Genomic DNA, 24,135 nt, shown 5'->3' with positions numbered 1-24,135 from the left:
CGCCCGCAGAACGACGGCGGGCGACCCGGAGGAGCGGCATGGCACGGCGGACGACGAACGAGGATCCTGCGCGACGCGGACCCGAGCGGCACACCAGGAGTGCCGAGCAGGCCGTCGACGCTCCGCGCACGAGTCCCGCCGACGGCTGGCCCACCGCTCCGGCCCAGGCCGCCCCCGCTCCGTCGGCCGACCGCCCGGCGTCGATCCGCGTCAAGAAGAAGCGCCGCGTCCCTCGTCGCACCCGGATCGCGAAGACCGCGAAGCGGATCGGCTACGGCCTGCTCGTCGCGGCGCTCCTCGTCGGCCTCGCGGTCGTCGTCGTGCTGATCGTCGCTCCGCACCAGCTCTTCTGAGCGGAGGGGCTCGCCCTCAGGTGGCGAGCCAGAAGACGATCAGCAGCAGCGTGACCAGGAACCCGGTCAGGAAGTTGAGCGCGAGGAACCGCTTCCAACCCGCGTTCGCCCGCTCCGCCTCCGCGTCGCTCAGCGAGCGGTACGGCCAGATGCTGAGCGCGTACGGCACGGCCAGGATCACGGCGAGCGTCCCCGGCCACGGCAGCAGCAGGAGCAGCAGGCCGCTCGCGACGTAGGCGGCGATCGCGAAGCGCGTGGTCGCCTTCGCCCCGATGACCGTGGCGATCGATCCGATGCCCGCGGCACGGTCGGCGAGGATGTCCTGCACCGCTCCGAAGGCGTGGCTCGCGATTCCCCAGAGGAAGAACGCGACGAGCAGGGCCACCAGAGGCCCGGTCACCGTGGTGCCGGCCAGCGCGATGCCGTAGACGGCCGGACTCACGAAGTGGGTCGCCGAGGTCAGCGAGTCGATGAACGGCCGCTCCTTGAAGCGCAGTCCCGGCGCGCTGTACGCGATCACGGCGAAGACGCTGATCGCCAGCACGAGCCACGAGATCGGCGAGCCGAGGATCACGAGCGCGACGAGGAACGGCACGTTGGTCGCGACGGCCGCGATCAGGGTCGCGCGGTGCTCGCTCCGATCGAGGACGGCGCCCTCGACGCCGCCCTTGCGCGGGTTCCGCAGATCCGACTCGTAGTCGAAGACGTCGTTGATCCCGTACATCGCGAGGTTGTAGGGGATGAGGAAGTAGAGAGTGCCGAGCACGAAGGCGAGATCGATCTCGCGGGTGGTCAGCAGGTAGGCGGCCGCGAAGGGGTACGCCGTGTTGACCCAGCTGAGGGGCCTGCTCGAGACGAAGAGGGCGCGGAGTCGGTTCACGAGGTGCTCCCGGTGGTGCGTCGGCGGGCCGGCAGGATCGACCAGAGCGCCGGGAGGGCGACGGCCGCCGCGATCGCGTAGGCGAAGTCCTCGATCGGCGCGACGCCGATCCTGATGCCCGAGATGAGCGAGTCGTCGTAGGCCACCAGGAGTCCGACTCCGATCATCACGTTGTCGAAGACGGCCGTCATCACGAGCAGGACGACGAGCGTGCCGGCGAGGGGGCCGAGGCGGAGCCGACCGCGGCGCAGGGCGATCACGAGGACCACCAGCACCACGGCCAGGAAGACCGTGTTCAGGAGGAGGTAGGTCACGCGCGCGCCTCCGCCCGCTTCTCGAGCGCCCCGTGGACGTCCATCGACAGGTAGCAGAGCAGGGTGAGGAAGAGAACCTCCTCGACCGGGAGCTCGGGGGCGAGCTGCAGTCCGGTCATGTACGGGGTCTCGCCGCGGAAGAAGACGCCGAGCCCGATCCCGAACAGGTCCCAAATCAGGAAGAAGACGACTCCCGCGGGCAGCACGATCGCGGCCCGCCGGGCGTCGTTCCAGAAGAACAGCCCGAACCGCCTGTCGAGCACGACCATGCCGAAGATCGAGACCGCGAGCGCGAGCAGGTAGACGACGCCCACCGGCTACTCCGCCGGGCCGGCGAGCACGGCGTCGCGCACCTCGGCTCCGACGGTCGGAGCCACCGGGGCGTCGGGCGCGCCGCGCACCGGGATCGGCTCGGTCGAGACGTCGCCGCGGACGCGCTTGAGCATGACCTCGGCGCTGATGACGCACATCGGCAGGCCGATGCCGGGGATCGTGGAGCTGCCGGCGAAGAGGAGCCCGTCGACGTGTGCACTCGCGTTGCCGGCGCGGAAGAACGCGCTCTGCTTGAGCACGTGCGCGGGGCCCAGCATCGAGCCGCGCCAGGCGCCGAGGTCGGTCTCGAAGTCGGCCGGGCCGATCGTGCGCCGCACGACGATCCGGTCCGCGAGGTCCGCCGCTCCGGTCCAGGTCGCGATCTGCCGGATGGCCGCGTCCGCGATCGCCTCGACCCGTGCGTCGCCCTCGCCGTCGACTCCGCCGTGGCCGATCGAGGTGTCGGCCGGGATCGGCACGAGCACGAAGAGGTTCTCGTGCCCGTCCGGAGCCACGCCCGGGTCGGTCGCGCTGGGACGGCAGACGTAGAGGGAGGCGGGATCCGGCACCGAGGGGTTCTCGCCGAAGATACGGCCGAAGTTGTCGCGCCAGTCCTTCGTGAAGAGCAGGGTGTGGTGCTCGAGCTGCGGCAGCTCGCCGCGCACGCCGAGGAGGATCAGCACGGCGCTCGGACCGGGATTGCGGTCCTCCCAGTACTGCGGCGGGAAGGTGCGCTGCTCGTCGGGCAGGAGGGACTGCTCCGTGGTGAAGAGGTCGGAGGCGTTGACGACGAGCTCGGCGGGCAGGCGCTCGACTCCGTCCGGGCCCTCGAACTCCACTCCGACGACCTCGGCACCGCGACGGCTGCCGCGGGGGGCGCGGGCGGTGAGGATGCGCGTGGCGGGCGACGAGGTGCGGATCGTGACGCCCGCCTCCTCGCCGACCTCGGCGACGGCCTCGATCAGCCGCGTGAATCCGCCCATCGGGTAGAGCACGCCGTCGGCGAGGTCGAGGTGGCTCATCAGGTGGTACATGCTCGGCGCGTCGTACGGCGAGGAGCCGAGGAAGACGGCCGGATAGCCGAGGATCTGCCGCAGGCGGGTGTCGGTCACCGCGGTGCCCGCCAGGGAGTCGAGCGAGGTGAGCAGCAGCTTCCCGAGGGTCGCCGTGCGCGAGAGGACGTCCTTGCGCAGCAGCGGGAGGAAGGACGCGAAGCTGGTGTAGAGGAAGCGGCGCTTGGCCATCTCGTACGTGTCGCGCGCCGATTCGAGGTAGGCGCGCATCCGCTCGCCCGAGCCCGGCTCGACGCTCTCGAACAGGGCGATGTTCGACTCGAGGTCGGCGAGCACGTCGAGCGGCTCCTCGACTCCCTCGCTGTAGACGCGGTAGCCCGGATCCAGCTTCACCAGGTCGAGGCGCTCGTCGGCGCTCGTGCCCATCAGCCGGAAGAAGTGGTCGAAGACCTCGGGCATGAGGTACCAGGACGGACCGGTGTCGAAGCGGAACCCGTCGCGCTCCCACGAGCCGGCGCGGCCGCCGACGACCTCGCGCTTCTCGAGCACGGTCACGTCCCAGCCGTCGCGGGCGAGGAGCGCGGCGGAGGCGAGTCCGCCGATGCCGCCGCCGATCACGACCGCGCGGTGCGGTCCGGAGGCCGAACGGCTCGCGCGGGCGGGGCCGCGACCGAGTCGCGGAGCGAGAGTGGACGCGGCGGCGCGGGCGGCCAGCGCCGTCTTCGTGGCCGTCGGCACGCTGACGCGGGCCCGGAGCAGCTCCTCGGCCGGCGTCTCGCGGATGCGGTCGGCCAGCGCCTGGAAGAGCGAGTGCGCGAGCACGACGGCCCGGCGGCTCGACCGGGGCAGCTCCGGGATGATCGCGGCGGCCTCGGCGAGGTCGTCGTCGAGGTCGGCGAGCAGCACCGCCTTGTCCGTCTCGGAGAACGCGCGCGGGTCGACACCCGGGAAGTAGCTGCGTCCGAGTCCGTCGACGTCGGCCGCCAGGTCGCGGAGGAAGTTGACCTTCTGGAACGCGGAGCCCAGGCGCCGGGCACCGGCGACCAGGCGCTCACGGGCCGCGGGCGCGACGTGGCCCGCATCCGGGGCGGCGAGGAACACGTGCAGGCACATCAGCCCCACGACCTCGGCGGAGCCGTAGACGTAGCGCTCGAACGACTCGGGCGTGTGCACGGTCTCGCGGAGGTCCGCCCGCATCGAGGCGAAGAAGGGGCGGGTCAGCTCGGTGCCGAACCCGGTCGCCCTGGCGGTCCTGGCGAAGGCGTGCACCACGAGGTTCGAGCTGTAGCCGGAGTCGAGGGCGCGGTCGGTCTCGGCCTCGAACGCGTCGAGGGCCTCCTCGACGGCCGCGCGGTCGAGCTCGGCCGCCTCGGCGACGCCGTCGACGATCTCGTCGGCGACGCGCACCAGGGCGTAGACGTCCTCGACGCGCTCGCGGACGCCGCGCCCCAGCAGCCGCGTGGCGAGTCCGAACGACGTGGAGTAGCTGCGGATCACCTGCGCGGACGCCTCGTGCGCGACTCGGTCGTACAGTTCGCTCTGCCGGGTCATCGTGCCACCGTACGGGTCGTGGATGTGCGGGGGGTCATCGGTGCGGAGGGCCGCGCGTGGCGGCCGAGCACGACGAGGGTCATCGGGTGCGTCCGACCACGCTCGCGACGAGCGGGCGGACTTCGACGCGGAACGCCTCCGAGACCGCGGGAGTGTTCAGCGCCTCCCAGGCGCGGTTCGCGAAGTCGCCGGCGAGGGACTCGGCGAACCCGCGGGCACCGCACTCCTCGAGGATCCGGCGGACGCGCTCGGCGGTCTCGCCGCTGAGGTGCTCGTCGCCGATCAGACCCTCGATCTCGGGCCAGCAGTCGGTGCCAGCCGCGTGCGCGATCAGCACCGTGCGCTTGCCCTCGCGCAGGTCGCCCAGCGTGGTCTTGCCGGTCTGCCCCTCCGAGCCGAAGACGCCCAGCAGGTCGTCGACGATCTGGTAGGCGATGCCGATGCAGCGGCCGAACTCGCCGAGCGCTTCGACGGCCTCGTCGGAGGCCCCCGCCAGGATCGCGCCCGCCTGCAGCGGCGCCTCGAACGAGTAGACGGCGGTCTTCAGGCGCTCCATCTCGAGCACCTCCTCGACCGAGGGCATGCCGGGCATGAGCGAGAAGTCGACATCGGCGAGCTCCCCCGCTGCCGAGGCGAAGACGGCCTCGTCGAGCAGCGTGAGCAGGCGCGCGCGGACGGCGTCGTCCGCTCCGACGCCCTCGATGAGGCGGTGGGCGCCGGTCAGCGCGAGGTCGCCGGCGATGACGGCGACGGAGGTGCCGCGGTGCTCGGCGATGGGGATGGAGAGACCGGCGGTGGTCGCCTCGTCGCGGTAGCTGCCGGAGACGTTGGGTCCGCCGCGTCGGACGAAGTCACGGTCGATCACGTCGTCGTGCACGATCAGCGCGGTGTGGAGGAGCTCGAACGCGGCTCCGAGATGCGCGGCGGCCTCCGGGTCGCGCCCGCCGAGGGCCTCGTACGCCGAGATCACCATGAGGGGGCGGAAGCGCTTGCCCCCGCGGGTGTTGGCCTCGAGCGTCTGCCACAGGGTCGTGTACCGCGTCCCCAGCCGCTCCGCCCGGGCGCGCGCCAGGGAGAAGAACCGGTCGAGCACGGCATCGACGTGTTCCTGCCGCTTCCGGGAGAGAACCACGGGGTCGCGTGTATCCACGAGGGAGAGGCTAACAAGTTCGGTCTTCTAGCACTAAGCCGGCTGAGTTCCCTCCTCGTGCTTGACTTACAGCCATGACTTCGGGAGGAATCGCCGTGCGCGAGGACGAGATCGAGCAGGTCGTCCTGCTGGACGAGACGGGCGGCGCCATCGGCGTCGCCGACAAGGCGACGGTGCACGACACCGAGACGGCCCTGCACCTGGCGTTCTCCTGCCACGTGTTCGCACCGGACGGCGCCCTGCTCGTGACGCGCCGCGCGCTCGGCAAGCGCACGTGGCCCGGCGTCTGGACCAATTCGTTCTGCGGTCACCCCGCCCCCGGCGAGCGGATCGAGGACGCCGTCGTCCGCCGCGCCGAGCGCGAGCTCGGTGCCCGACTCGAGACGCTGGAGGTGGCGCTGCCGGACTTCCGCTACCGCGCGGTGGACGCCTCCGGGATCGTCGAGAACGAGATCTGCCCGGTGTACACCGCGACCCTGTCGAGCCGCGAGGCGCTCTCGCCGCGGGCCGACGAGGTCATGGACTACGAATGGGTCGATCCGGAGGCCACGCTTGCCTCCGTGCGCGCGGCGCCGTGGGCGTTCTCGCCCTGGCTCGTGCTGCAGCTCCCCCGCCTCCTGGGCTGAGAGACGCCCCGCTCCCTCAGTCGCCGTAGACGTCCGTGCGGTGGAAGTTGAGGGAGGAGCGGGACGCGGTCGGGCCGCGCTGCCCCTGGTAGCGCGAGAAGTACTCCGCGGATCCGTAGGGCTTCTCGGCCGGCGAGCTGAGGCGGAAGAAGCACATCTGGCCGATCTTCATCCCCGGCCAGAGGGTGATCGGCAGCGTCGCGACGTTGCTCAGCTCGAGCGTGACGTGGCCGGTGAAGCCCGGATCGATGAACCCGGCGGTCGAGTGCGTCAGCAGCCCCAGCCGCCCGAGCGAGCTCTTGCCCTCGAGCCGCGTCGCGATGTCGTCGGGCAGCGTGACCGCCTCGTACGTCGATCCGAGCACGAACTCGCCCGGGTGCAGGATGAACGGCTCGCCCTGCGGGGTCTCGACCAGCCGCGTGAGGTCCGGCTGGTCCTCGGCCGGATCGATGTAGGGGTACCGGTGGTTGTCGAACAGCCGGAAGAAGCGGTCGAGGCGCACGTCGACGGACGAGGGCTGGATCATCGCCGGATCGTGCGGATCGAGACCGACGCGGCCGGAGGACAGTTCGGTCTGGATGTCGCGATCGGAGAGCAGCACGAGGCGATCCTAGGGCGTGGGGCGGAGCCGGCGACGTGGGGCGCGTGCGGGCCTTGCTACGATGATCGAGTGCGCCTCCGAGGCGCCGCGCGAGTGTAGTTCAATGGTAGAACTTCTGCTTCCCAAGCAGATGGCGCGGGTTCGATTCCCGTCACTCGCTCCGCAGGTCTCCTCCCCCTCCGTCCTCCTCAGGCGCCCTCGTCGGGCGACACGCCGAGGCGATCGCCGCGAACGCGCGGAATGCCGGACGTCGCGGTGCAGGGTGGAGGAGTGACAGAGCTCGTCCAGATCCCGTCGCCGGGCGTCGCCCTCGAGTACGGGCGCCCCGGCCGCCCGATCGTCGTCGTGCTCCACGACGTGTACGGCCGGCTCCCGTGGATGGAGCCCTTCGCCGAGGCCGTCTCGAAGCACGGATACCACGTGCTCGTCCCCGATCTCTACGACGGCTGGGCGACGCTCGCCCCGGAGGACGCCCGCGACCTCGCCGCGATGACCGCGCAGGACCGCGCGATGGCCGCGATCGCCGACGCGGTCAGCTCCGGAGCGGCCGAGGGCGCGCAGCGCAGCGCGATCATCGGATTCGGCTTCGGCGGACGGCTCGGCCTGCTCGCCGCCGCCACCGGGATGGTCGACGCGGTCGTCGCGTACTACGCGACCCTCGGGCAGGAGGAGCACGCGCTCGTGCCGTGCCCGACGCTGCTCCACTACGCGCAGAGCGACGAGTGGGCCGAGGGCGACGACCCCGAGGCTTTCGTCGGCCGGCTGAAGGAGGCGGGGACGCCCGTCACGGCGCACACCTACCCGGGCACCGTGCGGCACTTCGCGAACGGGACCCTGCGCGAGGCCGTCGAGCCCTCCTCCGCAGCGCTCGCCTACGCGCGGACGGTGTCGTTCCTCAATCCGCAGCTCATCGACTACTGAGCGGGCTGCGCGCTCAGCCGCGGACGTCGTGCAGGTGGTGCTGGACGTCGTGCAGGTAGTAGCGCGCCATCGTCTCGACGGTGAAGACGGCTCCGTCGCTGCGGCGACCGGGGTACTGCCACTGGGCGCCCGTGACGCCGTCGAAGGCGTCGGCGATCAGGCCCGCCTCCTCGACGAGCTCGCGGCCGACGACGGCCGGATCCTGCTCGGAGTAGCGGTCCTCGACGGCGGTGACGTCCTGGTCCCAGTTGGGGAACAGCGGATCGTCGCCGGCGAGCATCAGGCCCAGGCGCGTGCGGTAGATGCGGTGCACGTCGCGCACGTGCGCCGCGTACTCCAGGGGCGACCACGTCTCGTCGTCGGGCCGGCCCGCGGCGTCGTCGCGCTCGAGGACGTACGGCCAGGCGGCGGCGTTCTCGCGGATGAGGTGGGAGACGTCGGACGCGTCGACGAGCGAGGCGTCGAAGCCGCACTCGAGGCAGGGGCGCTCGGCGGCCCAGGTCCAGTCCTTGGTGTCGGGGGTGATCGGCATGACCCCACAGTAGGACCCCGGCTCCGGCCCCACGGCGCGTTGGACGGTCAGGGATCGGCGATCCCCCGCCACCCGCTTCAGCAGCGCTGGTGCACGGTGAGCGCGGCGACGCGCTCGCCCTCGGCCGTCCACGGCAGGACGGGCAGGTCCGCCGCTCCCGACGCGGCGCCCTGCTCGACGGCGACGGCCGCCATCGCCCGCGCGACGTTCCCGGCGAAGTCGGCCCCCGCGGTGGAGCTGTTGAACGACACGGCGACCGTCAGTCCCGACACCGGGTCGGAGTAGGCGGCGGTCACGAATCCGGGCGCCACGCCGGAGAAGCCCCGGAGCGGGCCTGCCTCATGCCCGCCCAGGCCGGCGAGGAGCCACTCGGCGCGGCCCTGACCCTGCGGGACCGGGTCGGACCACACGGCGTCGCCGGAGGGCGAGGCGGCGAGGCCGGTCGCGAGCCGGCGGAGGTCCTCGAGGTCGGTCACGACTCCGCCCGCGGCCCCCAGCGCCGACGGCGACGCCGAGCCGACGTCGCGGCGCACCTCGCACTGCACGGCTCCGGTGCGGAGGTCGAGGCCGGCCGCGTACCCGCGCGGCGCCGGAGTGGGCAGATCGAGCGTCCGCGCCGAGGGCAGCGCGGTGCTGCGCAGGCCGTACCGCGGCACGACGTACTCGCGGTAGAGGTCGGCGACGCTGCGGCCGGTCGCCTCCGAGGCCGCGAGTCCCGCCAGCAACGGCCCGGTGGCGGAGTCGGACCAGGCGGCTCCCGGAGGTGCCACGGGCGCGCGCACCTGGGCGGCCGAGATCAGCTCCATCGTCGGCCACTCCCTGACCGGGTTCTGCAGGACCGTCGGCCAGAGCGCCGCCCGGAAGTCGGCGAGTCCGGAGGTGTGCGCGCAGAGCTGGCGGAGGGTCGTGCCCTCGATGCCGGGCAGGGAGCTGAGCGACTCGGAGATGTCGGCGTCGAGGTCCAGGCGGCCCTCCTCGGCGAGCGCGACGACCACGTCGCAGGTCATCGCCTCCGTCCCTCCCGTGCCCAGGCGCACGTGCGCGTCGGTGGTCAGCGGAGTGGGGTCGGCGTCGCCGACGACGCCGAGCGCCGTCTCCCAGCCACCCGCCCAGGGCGACCAGACCCCGGCGACGGCCCCCGTCGCTCCGGCCGCGCCGCGCGCCTCGTCGACGAGGCCGGAGAGCGCGATCGCGAGGTCGTCGGACACGGGACCGGGCGGCGCATCGGGGACGACCGAGGCGGCCCCCTGCGTGCAGCCGACGAGGGCCAGGACCAGTGCGGGAACGGCGAGAGCCGCGACCCGTCTCCGCTTGCGACGCACGACCATGACCTTCGGCTCCCCCCGGAACATCCTCTGGAACGGACCCCACTGTACGGGCGCGCCCCGACTCGAGGACCGCCCGGGCCGGTGTCCCGCCGGTTCGTATCCGGACCGTGACCCGAGACGTCCACCCCGTTTCCAAACCGACTCGGCGCGGGTTACGAAGAAGGGGTGTCGGCACAGGGCCGTCGCGTGAAGGAGGTCCAGTCACATGCGCAGATCACCCAACCGCCTGCTCGCCACCGCTTTCGGAGCGGTCTACCTCGTCGTGGGGCTGCTCGGCTTCGTCGTGACGGGCGGCGTGCAGTTCCTCGCCACCGACGGAGGGCTGCTCCTCGGGATCTTCGAGGTGAACCCGATGCACAACATCGCCCACCTCCTGATCGGCGGAGCGCTGCTGATCGCCGGGCTCTCGACAGTCGCCGCCGCGAAGACCGTGAACACGGTCGTCGGAGCCGCGTACCTGCTCCTGGGCATCGTCGGCTTCTTCGTGGTGAACACGTCGCTGAACGTGCTCGCCCTCAACACGGCCGACCACTTCCTGCACCTCGGCAGCGCGATCGTGCTGCTGGGCGTGGGGCTGGGAACCGAGAAGTCGACACGGTCGCGAGCGGCCACCGCCTGAATCCGGGCGGCGACAGCCGCCCCCTCCCACTCCGTCCGCCGCGGGCCCGCCGTTTTCCGCGGCGGACGGACTCCACGGCCCCGGACGACACGATGCGGTGTGTCGATCCGGGGCCTTCCTCTTCTCCGGAGGCGCGCGTGAATCCTCTCGTCCGCGGCTGGGCCGCCTCGGCCGCCCTCGGCGCCGGTCTGGTCCACTTCTGCCTGGCCTCCGTGCGGGACGACGCGTGGCTCGCCGCGCTCGTGCTCCTCGGCGCCGGCGAGCTCGCCTGGGCCGTCGCCGTGCTGGCCCGTGGCCGGATCCTCCTGCCGCGGGTGGTGCTCGCGGTCGCCGTCGCCACCGCGGCCGGCTCCGTCCTCGCCCTCACCGCGGGGATCCTGCGCGATCCGCTGCCCTCGCTCGCGGGCGGGGTGCTGCAGCTCGCCGCGGCGGGCCTCGTGGCGGCGTCCCTCCGACACGCCCCCTCCCCCGATCGTGCGGTGCCGGCCGGCCGGACGGTGCTGGGTCTGCTGGCCGGGGCCCTCGTCGTCTCGGCGCTCGCGACTCCGGCGATGGCCGCGACCTCGGCCGGGCCGGGCGGTACCGGAGGGACGCACGGCGTCGTCCAGGACGGGCACGAGCACTGAGCGGTCTCCGACGGCCTCTGGCCTCCCTCCGCGCGGTCGGCTAAGGTAAGGCCAACCTAAGAAGCCGATCGGAGGCCCTCGTGTCGAACGTGATCCCGTTCTCGCAGGCTCTCCGCGAGCGCGTCGGCCAGACCGACGCGGCGGACGACGAGGGCGCCGCCTTCATGACCGCCCTGATGACCGGCGCCGGCAGCCGCGACGACTACATCGCGCTCGTCTCGCAGCACTACTTCGTCTACGAGGCGCTCGAGGCGGTGGCCGATTGCATGGGCGACGATCCGGTCGCGGCCCCCTTCATCTCGGCCAAGCTCACCCGACTGCCCGCGATCGCCGAGGACCTGCGGTTCCTGATCGGCGAGGACTGGCGCGAGCGCATCCGCCCGCTGCCCTCGACGGCGGCGTACGTCGAGCGCATCACGACCGTGGCCAGCGGATGGAGCGGCGGATTCGTCGCCCACCACTACACGCGCTACCTCGGCGATCTGTCGGGCTGCAGCATCGTGCGCACCCTGCTCCAGCGCCGCTTCGGCTTCGAGACCAACGGCGTCGGCTTCTACCTGTACGGCGAGATCGCCACGCCGTCGGCGTTCCGCGCCGTGTACCGCGAGCAGCTCGACGCGGTCGACTGGGACGACGCCGAGCGCGACCGGGTCATCGCCGAGGTGGCCGAGGCCTACCGGCTGACAACCGAGCTGTTCCGCGACCTCGCCCGCTCCCGCGTCGCCGCCTGATCGCGCCCCGCGACGTCAGGCCGACGCCGCGCCGCCCTCGGCGGTCGCGACCGCGGCGGGCTCGGCCCGGCGCTCGGACATGAACCGCAGCACGTCCTTGTCGACGATGATGTCGCTCGGCCGCAGCGGCCTGGTGAGGTACAGGCCCTCGAGGCTCGTGATGCGGCTGAGCGCGACGTAGGTCTGCCCCGGGGCGAACGCGCGCTGGCCGAGGTCGACCACGGCCGAGTCGTAGGTCTTGCCCTGCGACTTGTGGATGGTGACCGCCCAGGCGAGCCGGAGCGGGAACTGGGCGAACTCCGCCACGATCTCGCGGGTGAGCTTCTTGGTCGCCGCCGAGTAGGAGTAGCGGTAGCGCTCCCAGGTGGCCGGCTCGACCTCGTGCACCTCGCCGTCGACCTCGACCCAGACGGTGCCGGCGACCTTCTTCACGATCCCGATCGTGCCGTTGACCCAGCGCTGCTCCGCATCGTTGCGGAGGAACATCACGTGAGCGCCGATCTTGAGCTCGAGGTTCTGATCGGCCGGGTAGGTGCGGCCGCCGAAGTCGCCGCTGATCTCGGCGGTCGCCGTCTTGAGCGGTCCCTTGAGACGGGCCAGCGCCGTCTGGTTGATCCGGTTGACCGTGTCGTTGCGGGTCGCGAGGGTGATCGCCCCGTCGGTCGGCGGGGTGCGGGCGCCGGCCTCGTTGAGGACGTCGGCGATCTCCTTCGTGACCATGCCGAAGCGGACGGCGTTGAGCATCCACTTGAAGCGCTCGTCGCTCTGACGGTGGATCCGGCCGAGCTCCACGATGCGCAGCGGAGCCTCCTGCCAGACCAGCGCGTCGAAGAACCACAGCGAGCGGTAGCGGTCGGCGAAGTACGCGCGCTCCTCGGGGTCGCCGGGGACGGGGGCGAGCTGGAACGGATCGCCGAAGAGGACGACCTGCACGCCTCCGAACGGCTCGGCCCGCCGCTGGCGCGCCTGGCGGAGGCTGCGGTCGATGCCGTCGAGCAGATCGGCGTTGACCATCGAGATCTCGTCGATCACGAGGGTGTCGATGGTGTTCAGGAGCTTGCGCAGCTCGGGCGGCTGGTCGAGATCGGAGTCGGCGATCACGCCGATCGGCAGGCGGAAGAGCGAGTGGATCGTCTGGCCGCCCACGTTCAGCGCCGCGACTCCGGTGGGGGCGCAGATGACGATCTGCTTGTCGGTGTTCCAGCTCAGGTGGTTCAGCAGGGTCGACTTGCCGGTGCCGGCCCGACCGGTGACGAACAGGTGCTCGCGCGTGTTCTCGATGAGGTCGAACACCCGCTGCTGCTCGTCGGAGAGGGTCGGCTGGGTCACCGGTCCACTGTACCCGCGGCCGTGCGGCGTCGATCCGGAACGGGCAGGACGGGGGCGGACGGCCGCCTGGGGAGGAGGGTCAGCGGCGCTTGCCGAGGGCGGCCAGGCGCTCGTTGTACTCGTGGAGCTCCGCCTCGCCCGTGCGGTCGGCCTGCCGATCGCGCCGCTTCGTCTCGCGGGCGTCGGACCTGCTCCACATCATCGCGACGACGATCGCGAGGGCGAGGGTCGGGATCTCGCCGATGCTCCAGGCGATGCCTCCGGCCGCGCGCTGATCGGCGAGCGCATCGCTGCCCCAGCCCATCGCTCCGTACCAGTCGGCGAGCAGGAGGCCCTCCCCTGTCATCAGCGCGAGGCCGAAGAAGGCGTGGAAGGCCATGGTGCCCAGCAGCAGCAGCAGACGCATCGGGTACGGCACCTGGTGCGAGCTGGGATCGACTCCGATCAGCACGCTCACGAAGAGGTAGCCGGTGATCAGGAAGTGCACGATCATCCACTCGTGGCCGATGTGGTCGGTCGTGGCCCAGCGGAACAGGGGCGAGTAGTAGAACGCCCAGAGCGAGCCGACGAAGAGCACGGCCGCGACGATCGGATGCGACACGATCGTGCCGAAGCGCGAGTGCACGGCCAGCAGCACCCATTCGCGCGGCCCGCGGGATCCGTCGGTGCGTCGGACGACCGCCCGCGCGATCAGCGTGACCGGGGCGGCGGGCACGAGCAGCAGCGGCACCGCCATCGTCAGCACCATGTGCGAGAGCATGTGCGCGCTGAACAGGTACTTCTCGTAGACGTTCACGCCGCCGTTGGTGATGTAGGCCAGCAGGAGCATGCCCGCGATCCAGAGCACCGTGCGGTGCAAGGGCCAGGAGTCGCCCCGACGGCGCAGGCGCAGCACGCCCGCCACGTAGAACGCGATGCCGAAGCCGGTGACGAGCAGCCAGATCAGGTCGACGTTCCAGAGGGTCACGAAGTTCACGGCGCTCGCCACGGGCGGCAGGGGCTCGCTGGTGAGGAGCTGGGCGGGCGTCGGGTCGGTCAGCTGGCTCGCGGCGACCTGGTCGACCGGGGTCGCGGTGCGCGCGAGTGCGGCGGCGACTCCGGAGGCGATGCCCATGAAGGCGACCTCGGCACCGACCAGCCACCAGAAGCTGCGGCCGCCCGCACCGCCGGCGGAGCGCATCCGCTCGATCAGGAACCGGCGCTGCACCAGGCCGAAGAGGCCGAGGGCGATCAGCGCCGCGACCTTCACGATCACGAGGATCCCGTAGCCGGTGAGGAGGTTGCCGAAGCTGGCCAGACGCAGCTCGGCGCTGAGGTAGCCGGACGCCGCGACGACCACGAAGCTGACGAGGGCGAGGCTGGAGTAGCGCTGGATCACGGGCAGCAGGCGCGGACCGTCGAGGAGCGGTCGGAGCACGACGACCGTGACGAGGCCGCCGAGCCAGATCGCGGCGAAGACGAGGTGCAGGCCCAGCGCGGTGACCGCGGCGTCGTGCCCGGCGGAGCCGGCGGCGTGGCCCTGCTGCGCCATCGGGAGGAGGGTGAGCAGCGCGATCGCGGTGACGAAGACGAGCGCGGTCTGGTTGCGCACGGCGAAGCAGAGCACGGTGACGACGGCGGCTAGCAGGGTGGTGGTCAGCCAGGCCTGGCCGACCGGGATGCTGCCGATGAAGTAGCTGAGCTTCGTGCCGAAGTCGCGATCGAGGCTCAGCGGAGTCTGGGTGACGTTGAGGAAGGTGAAGAAGCCCGTGACGGCCGCGGCGGCGGCGAAGAACGCGGCGCCGGCGGCGGCGACGTCGAGGGCGACGGAGTACTCGGTGCGCTGCTCGGGCGTCTCGGGCTCCGCCGTCTTCGAGGCCTTCGCGGGCTTCGGGGTCTTCGCCGCTTTCGCCGTCGAGCGCGGGCTCAGCGCGAAGAGGGCGAGCACGAGCGCGCCGATCATGGCGGCCGCGCCGAGGTTGACCGCGAGCTTCGCGATCGGGAGGCCGTAGCGGACGACGGGCCCCGGATCGTTCAGCAGCGGCGCGGCGGCTCCGCGGCCGAAGGCGAGGGCCGCGAGGAGGGCGACGAGCGCGGCTGCGACGAGCAGCAGCGCGGGCCCCGCGATCCGGACGGTTCGATTCACCCGTCAAGCCTACGTTCCCCGGCTGATCGGCAGCCGCGGGGACGACGAAGGCCCCGGCGCGGACGCCGGGGCCTTCGTCGGAGGACCGGTGCTACTTCGCAGCGGCCTTGAGCTTGGTGCCGGCCGAGACCTTGACCGAGTGGCCGGCCGCGATCTGGATGGTCTCACCGGTCTGCGGGTTGCGGCCGGTGCGCGCGGCGCGGGAGGTGCGCTCGACGGCGATCCAGCCGGGGATGGTGACCTTCACGTCGTTGGAGACGGAGTCGGCGAGGGTCGAGAAGAGCGAGTCGAGGACGCCGTTGACGGCGGCCTGGCTCTGGCCGGAGTCCGCGGCGATCTTCGCGACGAGCTCGGTGCGGTTGAGCGACTTGTCAGCCATTGGAGTGTCCTCCCAGGACGTTCGCGCTGTTGAGAACAGCTGGTGGTTGTGGATCGTCCTCGGCCGGGGACGGACTCCCTCTAACCGGTCGGACCGTCGGTAACCTACCAGCACGACCCGCCAAAGCACGTGATTCCGGGGCGCAGAAGCCCGGAATGACGCTGATCCGGGCCGTCCGGAGGCCCCTGGTGCCCCTCCAGCCCTCCCCAGGCGCGGATCGGGGCGCTCCTCCACCGATGCGCGGACAGGCGGTCCACCCGACCGTCCGGGTGGTCAGGATCGGCGCATGTCGATCACCCTCCTCCCCCTCGTTCCCTCCTCCGCGACCTCCTCGGCGCCCGCCCGGCCGTCCTTCCTCCGCTCCGCGGTGCTCGCCCGGCGCCTCCGGTCACCGCGCGAGCCCGGCCTGACCGCGGTCGCGGTCGGCCTGCTCGCTCTGACCTCGGCCGTCCACCCGGTGTGGGCGCTCCCATCGGTGGGAGTGGCCGCGGCGGCGCTCGTCGTCGCGGTCGCCGCCCTCCTCCGGCCCGGGGAGCGCCGCCTCGGAGCGGCGGGCGCGGCGGCGGCCGTGCTCGCGCTCGCGGTGGCGACGGTCACCGTGCCCGCGACCCTCCGTGGTGCGGGTGATCTGCTCGGCTGGATCGCGGGACTGCGCTCATGAGCGAGGCGGCGGTCGGCCGCAAGCCCTCGGGCACGACCGGTCCGTCTCACTACACTCGGCCCGACGCGTGCCCGAGCGCGCAGGGAAGGCGGCCGGGATGGCGCACACGACGGACGGCTGGATCACGACGGCGATCTGGTGGCAGGTGTACCCGCTGGGGTTCACCGGCGCCGAGACCTCGGCGGCCGACGCGCCAGGGGAGGTGCAGCACCGGCTGCCCGCGCTCCTCCCCTGGCTGGACGACCTGCTCGCGCTGGGCTGCAACGGCCTCCTGCTGGGCCCGGTGTTCGCCTCGAGCACGCACGGCTACGACACGGTCGACCACTTCCGGGTCGACCCGCGGCTGGGCGACGAGGGCGACCTCGACGCCCTCATCGCCGCCTGCCGCGAGCGCGGGATCCGGGTGCTGTTCGACGGCGTGTTCAACCACGTCGGACGCGAGCACCCGTGGTGGCGCGAGGCGGTGGCGGCGGGCCCCGGGTCCGCGGCGGCCGCGCGGTTCTCGCGCAGCGACTCCGCCCGCGAGGTCGACGGGCTCCGTGTCGACGTCTTCGAGGGGCACGAGGCGCTCGTCGAGCTCGACCTCGCGAATCCCGAGGTGTCCGCCTACGTCTCCTCCGTCCTCGCCCACTGGCTCGAGCGCGGGATCGACGGGTGGCGGCTCGACGCCGCCTATGCGGTCGCGCCCGCCTCCTGGCGCGCGGCGATCGATCCGGTGCGCGAGCGGTTCCCCGAGGCGTGGTTCGTCGGCGAGGTCATCCACGGCGACTACGCCGGCTACGTGCGCGACTCGGGCCTCGACTCCGTCACCCAGTACGAGCTGTGGAAGGCGGTGCGCAACTCGCTCGAGGAGCGCAACCTGTTCGAGCTCGCCTGGTCGCTGACGCGGCACGGCGAGTTCCTCGACTCCTTCCTCCCGCTCACCTTCATCGGCAACCACGACGTGACCCGCCTCGCCAGCGCGGTGTCGGACGAGCGGCACCACGGCCACGCCGTGGCGGTGCTCGGCTTCGTGGGCGGCGTGCCCAGCATCTACTCCGGCGACGAGCGGGGCCTGCGCGGAGTGAAGGAGGAGCGCGTCGGCGGCGACGACGCGATCCGTCCGGCGTTCCCGGCGGATCCCTCCGACCTGCCGGGCGGAGAGGCGTACCGCGCGCACCAGGAGGTGATCGCGTTCCGGCGCAGGCACCCGTGGCTCGCGCAGGCGCGGACGAGCGCGGTCGACCTGGCCAACACCTCGGTGCTGCTGATCGCCGAGGGACCGGGCGGCGAATCGGCCCGGCTGGCCCTCAACATCGGCGACGAGCCGGCGACCGTGGGCGGCGTGCAGGTCGACGGCCACACCTGGCTGCTCCTCGACTGATCGGCGCACCGCGTCCTATCCTCGTCGCAGGACGGAGCGCGCCCGGAGATCGGAGCGCCCGAGGCAGGAGCGAGCGGTGCAGGACACGACATCGGGGCCCGGTTCATCCGGGCCCGACGCACCGGAGGGCAGGACCACGGGACTCGACGAAGCTCTCGACGCACCGATCGACCCCCGGGGCGACCCGGGCCCGGGCGAGCGCAGCGGGCTGTCGAGCAGGATCGCCGAGGAGCTGCTCGACGGGAGCCCCGAAGATCTCGCGGGCGCCGGAGCCGGACCGGCCGCGGCCGCCCCGGACCTCGCGCGCGCGGTCGAGATCGACGATCCGTCGCGTGCGGTCGGCGACGACCCCGCCCGGCCGATCCACGGCTCCTTCGCCGAGGAGTTCGAGCGCAGCTGAGCCTCCCCGGGGTCGCGGACCCGCCCGGCCTCAGCTCGCGGCGGTCGCGAGCGGTTCTCCCGCCGGCACCAGCGAGGAGTGCAGGAAGCGCAGGAGCGACAGCAGCAGCAGCTCCTTCGAGTCGGCGCGGCGGTACTCGTGCCCCTCGCCGTCGAGCTGGAGGAACGACACCGGACGGTCCAGCGCCTCCAGGGCGGCGACGATCTGCGTCGCCTCGCCCAGCGGCACGTTCGTGTCGAGCTCGCCGTGCACGACGAGGAGCGGCACGTCGATCGCGAAGGCGCGGCCCAGCGGCGACAGCTCCTCGAGCAGCTCCGCGTCGTGCTCCGGGTGCCCGTACTTCGTCACCGCGGCCGAGGCGATCCACGGCTCGGTGTCGCGGTAGAAGGTGAGCAGGTGCGACATGCCGCAGATGTCGACGCCGGCCGCGAAGACGCCCGGGGAGAACGCGAGCGACGCCAGCGTCAGGTAGCCGCCGTAGGAGCGGCCGGTGACGGCGATGCGCGAGCGGTCGGCGACTCCGGACTCGACCAGGAACTCGGCGGCGGCGAGCACGTCGTCGAACGCGCCGTACCGGCGCTCGACGTCGTCGGCGTGCACGAAGTCGCGGCCGAAGCCGGAGGAGCCGCGGACGTTCGGCGCGAAGACCGAGACCCCGGAGGCGGCCACGGCCTGGTGCTGCGCCGAGAAGGTCGGCCGCTCCTGCGACTCCGGCCCGCCGTGCAGGCTGAGCATCGCCGGCCCGGGGCCCTCCACGCCCGGAGCCCGGTACAGCCAGCCCGAGAGCGCCAGACCGTCGCGGCCCGTGAAGCGCTCGAGCGTGGGCACGACGAGCGGGGCGGCCGGCAGGACAGGCACCTGCGTGATGCGCGACCACTCGTGGGTCGCGGTGTCCATCCGCCACAGCTCGCGCGGCCGCTCCGGGCCCTCGACGCCGAGCACCACCGAGCTGCCGTCGCGGGAGAGGACGGGGGTCGTGGCGACGAGGCCGGGCAGCCCGGTGACGGGGACGCGCTCGCCGGTCAGGGTGTCGAAGAGCTCGATCTCGCTCGAGCCGGCCACGTTCCAGACCAGCATCAGCAGGTGCCCCGCGTCGTCCGCGTCCAGGCCCTCGAGCTCGGCGTCGTCGCGGGCGGCGAGACGGCGGATGCGCCCGCGCCAGCCGTCGGGGCCCAGCGGCATCGCGACGAGCTGGCGCCGGGGCAGGTCGACGTCGGTCGCGAGGTAGGCGACGATCGGGCTCTCGTTGTCGTTCAACGGTGCGGGCCGCAGGAACGCGACGTCCGTCGATCCGGTGCCCGAATCGGGCAGGAGGGCGTGGTTCTCGTCGGTCAGGCGGTCGACCACCGAGCAGTACTGGTGACCGCGCTGGCCGTCGCGGACCACGACGAGGCGCTCCTCCGTCGACAGGTCGAGCACCGAGATGAGGTCGCCGTCGACGAGCGGGCGCCGCTCGGCGGTGACCGGATCGACGAGGAACGACCGGGTGGGCTGCTCCGGCTCGGCCGACGGCACGGTGACCACGACGTGGTGGCCGCTGCGGGTCCACGGCCCGAGCTCGGCGTGCGCGTCGCGCGAGCCGGCGATGCGCTTGGCGTCGGAGCCGTCGGGCCGGACCACCCAGACCTGCGTGCGCACGCCGCCGTCGGTCGCGACCAAGCAGGCGAGCCACGCGGAGTCGGCCGACCACGAGACCGAGAGCACCGGATCCTCCGTGAAGCGGATGCAGTGCGCCTCGGGCAGCTCGCCGTCGACGACGACGTCCTGCACCCAGACCTCGGGAGCGCCTCCGCGATCGCTGATGAAGGCGGCTCGGGCGGCGTCGGGAGTCATCGACGGGCCCCAGCTGCCCCAGGCGTGCACGAGGTCGAGACCGAGCTGCTCGGCGGCGAGGAGCCCGGAGGTCGCGGTGGAGGTCATGGTCTCCATCCTCCGGCACCGGTCGGGGCCGGTGTTCCGCGGGACGCGAACGCGGGACGAACGTCAGCCGACGCCGTGCTCCTGCAGCCACATCTCGAGCAGGGCCAGCTGCCACAGCTCGTTCGAGCCCAGTCGCGTGCGGGTCTCGTTGGGCGAGGCGAGCAGGGAGTCGACCAGGGCGGGGTCGAAGATCCCGCGCTCCCGGGCCGACGGGTCCGTCAGAGCTGCACGGACGCGCTCGAGGTACGGGCCATCGAGCTGGCGGATCGCGGGCACCGGGAAGTAGCCCTTCGTGCGGTCGATCACCTCGTCGGGCACGATGCCGCGGACCGCGCGCTTGAGCACTCCCTTGCCGCCGTCGGCGAGCTTGAGCTCGGGAGGGATCCGCCCGACCAGCTCGACGAACTCGTGGTCGAGGAACGGCACGCGGGCCTCGAGCCCCCACGCCATCGTCATGTTGTCGACGCGCTTCACCGGGTCGTCCACGAGCATCACCGTGGTGTCGTTGCGCAGCGCGGCGTCGACGGAGGTGTCGGCGCCGGGCCGGGCGAAGCGCTCGGCGATGAAGGCGGTCGCCGCGTCCTCGCCGCGCCACTCCGGTCGCAGCAGCGCCTGCAGCTCGGGGAAGCCCCGGTCGAAGAACACGGACGCGTACGCCTGGGGCGCCCGCTCTCGCGGCACCCCGGCCAGCGGCGGGTACCAGTCGTAGCCGCCGAGCACCTCGTCGGCGCCCTGGCCGGACTGCACCACCTTCACGTGCTGCGAGACGTCCTGGCTCAGCAGGTAGAAGGCGACGGCGTCGTGCGAGACCATCGGCTCGCTCATCGCTCCGATCGCGCCGTCGATGCCGGGGAGCAGCCGCGAGGAGTCGATCCGGATGCGGTGGTGGTCGGTGCCGAAGCGCTCGGCGACCAGGGTCGAGTACTCGAACTCGTCGCCCGACTCTCCGCCCGCGGAGTCGAAGCCGATCGAGAAGGTCTGCAGTCCGGTCTGACCGGCCTCGGCCAGGAGCGCCACCACGAGGCTCGAGTCGATGCCGCCGGACAGCAGCACGCCGACCGGCACGTCGGCGACCATCCGTCGCTCGACCGCGGTGCGGAACGAGGCGATGAGCGCCTCCTGCCAGTCCTTCTCGGACCAGTCGGCGCGCGCGGGGTCGCGGGTGAAGACGGGCTCCCAGTAGACGCGCTCGCGGCTCGTGCCGTCGGGCTCGATCACGCGGACGGTCGCCGGGGGCAGCTTCGTCACGCCGGCCAGGATCGTCCGCGGCGCGGGGACGACGGAGTGGAAGCTCAGGTAGAACATCAGGGCGGTGCGGTCGATCGAGGTGTCGGCGACACCGCCGGCCAGCAGCGCCTGCACGGTCGAGGCGAAGCGGATCCGCTCGCGCGTCTCGTCGAGGTACAGCGGCTTGATGCCGAGCCGGTCGCGGGCCATCACCACGCGCCCCGACTCGTGCTCGACGATCACGAAGGCGAACATGCCGAGGAAGCGGTCGACGCAGTCCTCGCCCCACTGGGCGTACGCCTTGCCGATCACCTCGGTGTCGGAGTGGGAGAAGAAGCGGTGGCCCTTGCCCTCCAGCTCCGTCCGCAGCTGCTCGTAGTTGTAGATGCAGCCGTTGAAGACGATCGAGAGGCCGAGCGCGGAGTCGATCATGGGCTGGGAGCCGGCGACGGACAGGTCGATGATCGAGAGCCGGCGGTGGGCCAGCGCGACCGGGCCGCGCGCCCACAGACCGTCGCCGTCCGGGCCGCGGTGCGTCTGGCAGCCGCTCATCCGATCGACCGCCTCCACGTCGGCCCGGCGGCCGTCGAGTCGGATCTCCCCCGCCACTCCGCACATCTCAGGCCCTCACGATCCAGGTGTCCTTCGCGCCGCCGCCGCGCGAGGAGTTGACGATCATGCTGCCCTCGGCGGCGACGCGGGTCAGCGCGAGAGGCGCGAGGCGCACGTCGGCGGCTCCGGTGCCGGTGACGAAGACGAAGGCGCGCAGGTCGACGTGCCGCGGCTGCAGCTCGGTGCCCGAGAACGACGGGAGCGACGACAGGCGCACGACCTCCTGAGCGACCCAGCCCTCCGGCTCGGCGGCGATCGCCGCGCGGCGCTCGGCCACGCGGGCGGCGGGAGCGGACGGGCCGATCATGACGCCGCGGCCGCCGTAGCCGTCCACCGGCTTGGTCACCAGCTCGCCGACCCGCTCGAGGACGATGCGGCGCTCGGCCTCGTCCTCGGGCCGGTAGGTGGGGACGGACTCGAGCAGCGGGCGCTCGTCGAGGTAGTAGCCGATCAGCTCGGGGACGGCGCAGTAGAGCGCCTTGTCGTCGGCGATGCCGTTGCCCGGCGCGTTGGCGAGGAACACCCCTCCGGAGGCGGCGACGTCGACGATCTCGCGACCCAGCGGCCGGTCGCCGACGCCGAGCTCGGCCAGCTCGTCGTCCAGGCGCAGGTAGAGCACGTCGATCTGCGTGCCGGAGGCGAGGACGCGCCCGCCCTCGACCTCGAGGTCGCCGAGGTCGAGCAGCAGCAGTCCCGCGCCCTCGGCCAGGCGGCGGTGCTCGAACCAGGCCGAGCTGTCCGCTCCGCTCGAGAGCAGTGCGAGCACGGGCTCGCGGCCGTCGGTGCGCCGGGCGCCCGCCGCGAGGGTGCGGCGGAGCGCGTCGAGGGTGTCGGAGGGGTCGAGCAGCCCGGTCGGCCGGGGCAGGTCGGGCAGGACGTCGTCGAGCAGGGAGCGGATGCCCATGGCGTACGCCATTCCGCTGGGGTTCCGGAGGTTGTCCTCCAGCACGCGCCAGCCGCCGAACTCGTTGCGCACGAGGTCGAAGCCCATGACCGGTCCGCGCACGACGCCGCGCGGCAGGCGGGTCGCCTCCTCGCGCCAGCCCGCGGTGCCCGCCGGACGACGGACGACTCCGTCGCGGACGGCGCGGCCCTCGCCGTAGACGTCCTGCAGGAAGCACTCGAGGGCGCGGGCGCGCTGCTCGAGCCCGGCGGCGAGTTCGCTCCACTCGTGCGCCTGCAGCACCCGCGGCACGAGGTCGACCGGGAACGGGCGGTCCTCTCCGTCGAGTCGGAAGGAGATGCCCGCGTCGAGCACCGTCGCATCGCGCGCGGCGTGCAGCTCGCCCAGCCGCTCGGGGCCGAGGCCGCGGAAGTGCTCGAGGATCGGCTGGTAGGCGGTGCGCGGCCGTCCACCGGTCGCCACCGCCTCGTCGCCCGCGCGCACGCGGTAGGTGCGCAGGCTCGGCGCCGGCAGGATCGGCCCGCTCGCCGGCCCGTGGGTCTCGGCGACGACCGCGTCGACCACGGCGTCGAGGGTGCCGTGCTCGGCGAACACCGCGCGCTGGCGGTCGGCCGAGTTGCCCCGGGCGATCAGCGCCTCGGCCAGCTCGCGCACCTGCTCGAGGTCGCCGAGCTCCTCGAGCGCCGGCTGGAGGCGCGCGATCATGCTGCGCAGCGCCTCGGCCGCCGGGACGGGCCGCGGATGCTCGGTGTGGTCCAGGAGCGACCCGGCGAGCCCGCCGCGCGCGGCCTGCCAGGTGGCCGCGCGCTGGATCGGCGGCGGGGTGGAGCGGAAGGGACGCCCCGCCTCGATGTCGAGCTCGGCCGAGCGCACGAGCCCGCGGAACAGTCCCGCCACCAGGACGGCGTCGTCGACGATCGGCATCGCGTCGCAGACGCGCAGCTCGAGCGTGGGCGCGTGGGAGGAGGGACGGACGTCGAAGTAGGCCATCTTGGAGTCGGCGATGACCCCCGTGGCGATCAGGTCGTCGAGGAGGCGGTCGTACTCGGCCGCGGAGGCGAGCGGACCGGTGGCCCCGGCGCTCGGCCAGCGCTGCCAGATGATCGTGCGGATGCTCGCGTAGCCCGTGTCCTGGCCGTTCCAGTAGGGACTGCTCGCGCTCGCCGAGAGAAGGACGGGGAGGTCGCGCGCGATCCGCTGGGCGATCTGGACCGCGAGCTCGCGATCGGAGACACCGACGTGGATCTGCGTGCCGCAGATCAGCTGCTCGTCCACGAGCATCCGGTACTGCTCCTGCATGCGGCCGTAGCGGCCGGTGCTGGTGAGCTCGAAGTCCTTGTGCTCGGATCGCGGGGCCGTGCCGACCGCGGCGATGCCGATGCCGTCGGGCGCCGCGGCGTCGATGACGGCCTTGCGGAGGGTGATGAGCTGCTCCCGCAGACCGTCGAGCGAGTCGACGACCGGCGTGTTCGTCTCGACCGTGGTCCGCTGCAGCTCGGCCGAGAAGTTGTCCTTCGGCAACCGCGCCAGCACCTGGGGTGCGTGCGCGGCGAGCTGCTTCGTCTCGAGATCGATCAGGTGGAGCTCTTCCTCCGCGCCGAGTGTGAGTTCTGCGCGCATGCGCCCACCGTACGGCGCTCATGTTTCGGGGAGGTACG

At 72.6% G+C, this 24,135-nt stretch carries 23 protein-coding genes and 1 tRNA gene; 10 read left to right on the top strand and 14 right to left on the bottom strand.

Annotation, left to right across the window (positions count from 1 at the left end; genetic code table 11):
* Positions 1-38 precede the first annotated feature (38 nt).
* On the top strand, positions 39-353 hold the full coding sequence (locus ASF48_RS03425; protein WP_055786385.1) for a hypothetical protein: 315 nt from the start codon (positions 39-41) through the stop codon (positions 351-353).
* A 16-nt stretch (positions 354-369) separates the two neighbouring features.
* Here ASF48_RS03425 and ASF48_RS03420 read toward each other — a convergent pair whose 3' ends face one another.
* The 5 genes from ASF48_RS03420 to ASF48_RS03400 form a co-directional block, all read right to left on the bottom strand.
* Positions 370-1,233 (bottom strand): prenyltransferase, encoded by an 864-nt coding sequence (locus ASF48_RS03420; RefSeq protein WP_055786384.1) that lies wholly within the window; start codon positions 1,231-1,233, stop codon positions 370-372.
* Positions 1,230-1,547, bottom strand: coding sequence for a lycopene cyclase domain-containing protein (locus ASF48_RS03415; RefSeq protein ID WP_055786381.1), 318 nt, complete (start codon positions 1,545-1,547; stop codon positions 1,230-1,232). The genes ASF48_RS03420 and ASF48_RS03415 overlap by 4 nt, the downstream gene beginning before the upstream one ends.
* The gene (locus ASF48_RS03410; protein WP_082480957.1) at positions 1,544-1,861 is read right to left on the bottom strand and encodes a lycopene cyclase domain-containing protein; all 318 of its coding nucleotides are present in this window, start codon (positions 1,859-1,861) and stop codon (positions 1,544-1,546) included. The genes ASF48_RS03415 and ASF48_RS03410 overlap by 4 nt, the downstream gene beginning before the upstream one ends.
* A 3-nt stretch (positions 1,862-1,864) precedes the next feature.
* Positions 1,865-4,423, bottom strand: a complete 2,559-nt coding sequence (crtI, locus tag ASF48_RS20045; protein WP_055786378.1) for a phytoene desaturase family protein — start codon at positions 4,421-4,423, stop codon at positions 1,865-1,867.
* A 79-nt stretch (positions 4,424-4,502) separates the two neighbouring features.
* On the bottom strand, positions 4,503-5,555 hold the full coding sequence (locus ASF48_RS03400) for a polyprenyl synthetase family protein (protein WP_055786375.1): 1,053 nt from the start codon (positions 5,553-5,555) through the stop codon (positions 4,503-4,505).
* A 92-nt stretch (positions 5,556-5,647) separates the two neighbouring features.
* Between ASF48_RS03400 and idi the strand changes: the two genes are divergently transcribed.
* On the top strand, positions 5,648-6,199 hold the full coding sequence (gene idi / locus ASF48_RS03395) for an isopentenyl-diphosphate Delta-isomerase (protein ID WP_055786372.1): 552 nt from the start codon (positions 5,648-5,650) through the stop codon (positions 6,197-6,199).
* Positions 6,200-6,215: 16 nt separating this feature from the next.
* On the opposite strand, the gene dcd is transcribed toward idi, so the two are convergent.
* Positions 6,216-6,800 (bottom strand): dCTP deaminase, encoded by a 585-nt coding sequence (gene dcd, locus ASF48_RS03390; RefSeq protein ID WP_055786368.1) that lies wholly within the window; start codon positions 6,798-6,800, stop codon positions 6,216-6,218.
* 89 nt (positions 6,801-6,889) lie between these two features.
* Between dcd and ASF48_RS03385 the strand changes: the two genes are divergently transcribed.
* Positions 6,890-6,960, top strand: a tRNA-Gly gene (locus tag ASF48_RS03385).
* 110 nt (positions 6,961-7,070) lie between these two features.
* On the top strand, positions 7,071-7,721 hold the full coding sequence (locus tag ASF48_RS03380) for a dienelactone hydrolase family protein (RefSeq protein ID WP_055788873.1): 651 nt from the start codon (positions 7,071-7,073) through the stop codon (positions 7,719-7,721).
* 13 nt (positions 7,722-7,734) lie between these two features.
* Here ASF48_RS03380 and ASF48_RS03375 read toward each other — a convergent pair whose 3' ends face one another.
* On the bottom strand, positions 7,735-8,253 hold the full coding sequence (locus ASF48_RS03375) for a DinB family protein (RefSeq protein WP_055786365.1): 519 nt from the start codon (positions 8,251-8,253) through the stop codon (positions 7,735-7,737).
* A 77-nt stretch (positions 8,254-8,330) separates the two neighbouring features.
* Positions 8,331-9,581: a serine hydrolase domain-containing protein gene (locus tag ASF48_RS03370; RefSeq protein ID WP_055786361.1), complete on the bottom strand. Its 1,251-nt coding sequence runs from the start codon at positions 9,579-9,581 to the stop codon at positions 8,331-8,333.
* 205 nt (positions 9,582-9,786) lie between these two features.
* On the opposite strand from ASF48_RS03370, the gene ASF48_RS03365 reads away from it, so the two are divergent.
* The 3 genes from ASF48_RS03365 (at position 9,787) to ASF48_RS03355 (ending at position 11,557) form a co-directional block, all read left to right on the top strand.
* Complete coding sequence (locus ASF48_RS03365) at positions 9,787-10,200, top strand: DUF4383 domain-containing protein (protein ID WP_055786358.1); 414 nt, start codon at positions 9,787-9,789, stop codon at positions 10,198-10,200.
* 137 nt (positions 10,201-10,337) lie between these two features.
* Positions 10,338-10,826, top strand: coding sequence for a hypothetical protein (locus tag ASF48_RS03360; RefSeq protein ID WP_055786355.1), 489 nt, complete (start codon positions 10,338-10,340; stop codon positions 10,824-10,826).
* Between the two features lie 80 nt (positions 10,827-10,906).
* Entirely contained in the window at positions 10,907-11,557 is a 651-nt protein-coding gene (locus ASF48_RS03355) for a biliverdin-producing heme oxygenase (RefSeq protein ID WP_055786352.1), read from the top strand.
* A 15-nt stretch (positions 11,558-11,572) separates the two neighbouring features.
* Here the strand turns inward: ASF48_RS03355 and ASF48_RS03350 are convergent, their stop codons facing one another.
* From ASF48_RS03350 to ASF48_RS03340, 3 genes are all read right to left on the bottom strand, one after another.
* A complete protein-coding gene (locus ASF48_RS03350) occupies positions 11,573-12,886 on the bottom strand; it encodes an ATP-dependent DNA helicase (protein ID WP_055786350.1) in 1,314 nt (437 codons plus the stop codon).
* Positions 12,887-12,965: 79 nt separating this feature from the next.
* Positions 12,966-15,011 carry a cytochrome c oxidase assembly protein gene (locus ASF48_RS03345; protein WP_200930959.1) on the bottom strand — a complete coding sequence of 682 codons (2,046 nt, stop codon included), beginning with the start codon at positions 15,009-15,011 and terminating at the stop codon, positions 12,966-12,968.
* 91 nt (positions 15,012-15,102) lie between these two features.
* Positions 15,103-15,390 (bottom strand): HU family DNA-binding protein, encoded by a 288-nt coding sequence (locus ASF48_RS03340; RefSeq protein WP_055786347.1) that lies wholly within the window; start codon positions 15,388-15,390, stop codon positions 15,103-15,105.
* Between the two features lie 286 nt (positions 15,391-15,676).
* Between ASF48_RS03340 and ASF48_RS03335 the strand changes: the two genes are divergently transcribed.
* The 3 genes from ASF48_RS03335 (at position 15,677) to ASF48_RS03325 (ending at position 17,814) form a co-directional block, all read left to right on the top strand.
* On the top strand, positions 15,677-16,051 hold the full coding sequence (locus ASF48_RS03335) for a hypothetical protein (protein WP_055786344.1): 375 nt from the start codon (positions 15,677-15,679) through the stop codon (positions 16,049-16,051).
* Between the two features lie 97 nt (positions 16,052-16,148).
* Complete coding sequence (locus ASF48_RS03330) at positions 16,149-17,414, top strand: alpha-amylase family glycosyl hydrolase (protein WP_055786341.1); 1,266 nt, start codon at positions 16,149-16,151, stop codon at positions 17,412-17,414.
* Between the two features lie 76 nt (positions 17,415-17,490).
* Positions 17,491-17,814, top strand: a complete 324-nt coding sequence (locus ASF48_RS03325) for a hypothetical protein (protein ID WP_055786338.1) — start codon at positions 17,491-17,493, stop codon at positions 17,812-17,814.
* 30 nt (positions 17,815-17,844) lie between these two features.
* Here ASF48_RS03325 and ASF48_RS03320 read toward each other — a convergent pair whose 3' ends face one another.
* The 3 genes from ASF48_RS03320 to ASF48_RS03310 form a co-directional block, all read right to left on the bottom strand.
* Positions 17,845-19,734, bottom strand: a complete 1,890-nt coding sequence (locus tag ASF48_RS03320; protein WP_157603034.1) for a S9 family peptidase — start codon at positions 19,732-19,734, stop codon at positions 17,845-17,847.
* A gap of 63 nt (positions 19,735-19,797) precedes the next feature.
* Positions 19,798-21,579 (bottom strand): N-acetylglutaminylglutamine amidotransferase, encoded by a 1,782-nt coding sequence (locus tag ASF48_RS03315; protein WP_055786332.1) that lies wholly within the window; start codon positions 21,577-21,579, stop codon positions 19,798-19,800.
* Between the two features lies 1 nt (position 21,580).
* The gene (locus ASF48_RS03310; RefSeq protein WP_055786329.1) at positions 21,581-24,097 is read right to left on the bottom strand and encodes a carboxylate--amine ligase/circularly permuted type 2 ATP-grasp protein; all 2,517 of its coding nucleotides are present in this window, start codon (positions 24,095-24,097) and stop codon (positions 21,581-21,583) included.
* Positions 24,098-24,135 lie beyond the last annotated feature (38 nt).

The organism is Rathayibacter sp. Leaf299, from assembly GCF_001423055.1.
GTDB classification, from domain to species: domain Bacteria; phylum Actinomycetota; class Actinomycetes; order Actinomycetales; family Microbacteriaceae; genus Rathayibacter; species Rathayibacter caricis.
The sequence above is the reverse complement of the archived record's forward strand: the minus strand, read 5'-3'. Positions and strand labels throughout refer to the sequence as shown.

Bases quoted from the DNA above. Each gene is read 5' to 3' on its own strand.
- ASF48_RS03310 (WP_055786329.1), bottom strand. From the start codon at position 24,097: ATGCGCGCAGAACTCACACTCGGCGCGGAGGAAGAGCTCCACCTGATC.
- ASF48_RS03340 (WP_055786347.1), bottom strand. From the start codon at position 15,390: ATGGCTGACAAGTCGCTCAACCGCACCGAGCTCGTCGCGAAGATCGCC.
- idi (WP_055786372.1), top strand. From the start codon at position 5,648: ATGACTTCGGGAGGAATCGCCGTGCGCGAGGACGAGATCGAGCAGGTC.
- ASF48_RS03320 (WP_157603034.1), bottom strand. From the start codon at position 19,734: ATGACCTCCACCGCGACCTCCGGGCTCCTCGCCGCCGAGCAGCTCGGT.
- ASF48_RS03375 (WP_055786365.1), bottom strand. From the start codon at position 8,253: ATGCCGATCACCCCCGACACCAAGGACTGGACCTGGGCCGCCGAGCGC.
- ASF48_RS03330 (WP_055786341.1), top strand. From the start codon at position 16,149: ATGGCGCACACGACGGACGGCTGGATCACGACGGCGATCTGGTGGCAG.
- ASF48_RS03425 (WP_055786385.1), top strand. From the start codon at position 39: ATGGCACGGCGGACGACGAACGAGGATCCTGCGCGACGCGGACCCGAG.
- ASF48_RS03315 (WP_055786332.1), bottom strand. From the start codon at position 21,579: ATGTGCGGAGTGGCGGGGGAGATCCGACTCGACGGCCGCCGGGCCGAC.
- ASF48_RS03370 (WP_055786361.1), bottom strand. From the start codon at position 9,581: ATGGTCGTGCGTCGCAAGCGGAGACGGGTCGCGGCTCTCGCCGTTCCC.
- ASF48_RS03365 (WP_055786358.1), top strand. From the start codon at position 9,787: ATGCGCAGATCACCCAACCGCCTGCTCGCCACCGCTTTCGGAGCGGTC.
- crtI (WP_055786378.1), bottom strand. From the start codon at position 4,423: ATGACCCGGCAGAGCGAACTGTACGACCGAGTCGCGCACGAGGCGTCC.
- ASF48_RS03335 (WP_055786344.1), top strand. From the start codon at position 15,677: ATGTCGATCACCCTCCTCCCCCTCGTTCCCTCCTCCGCGACCTCCTCG.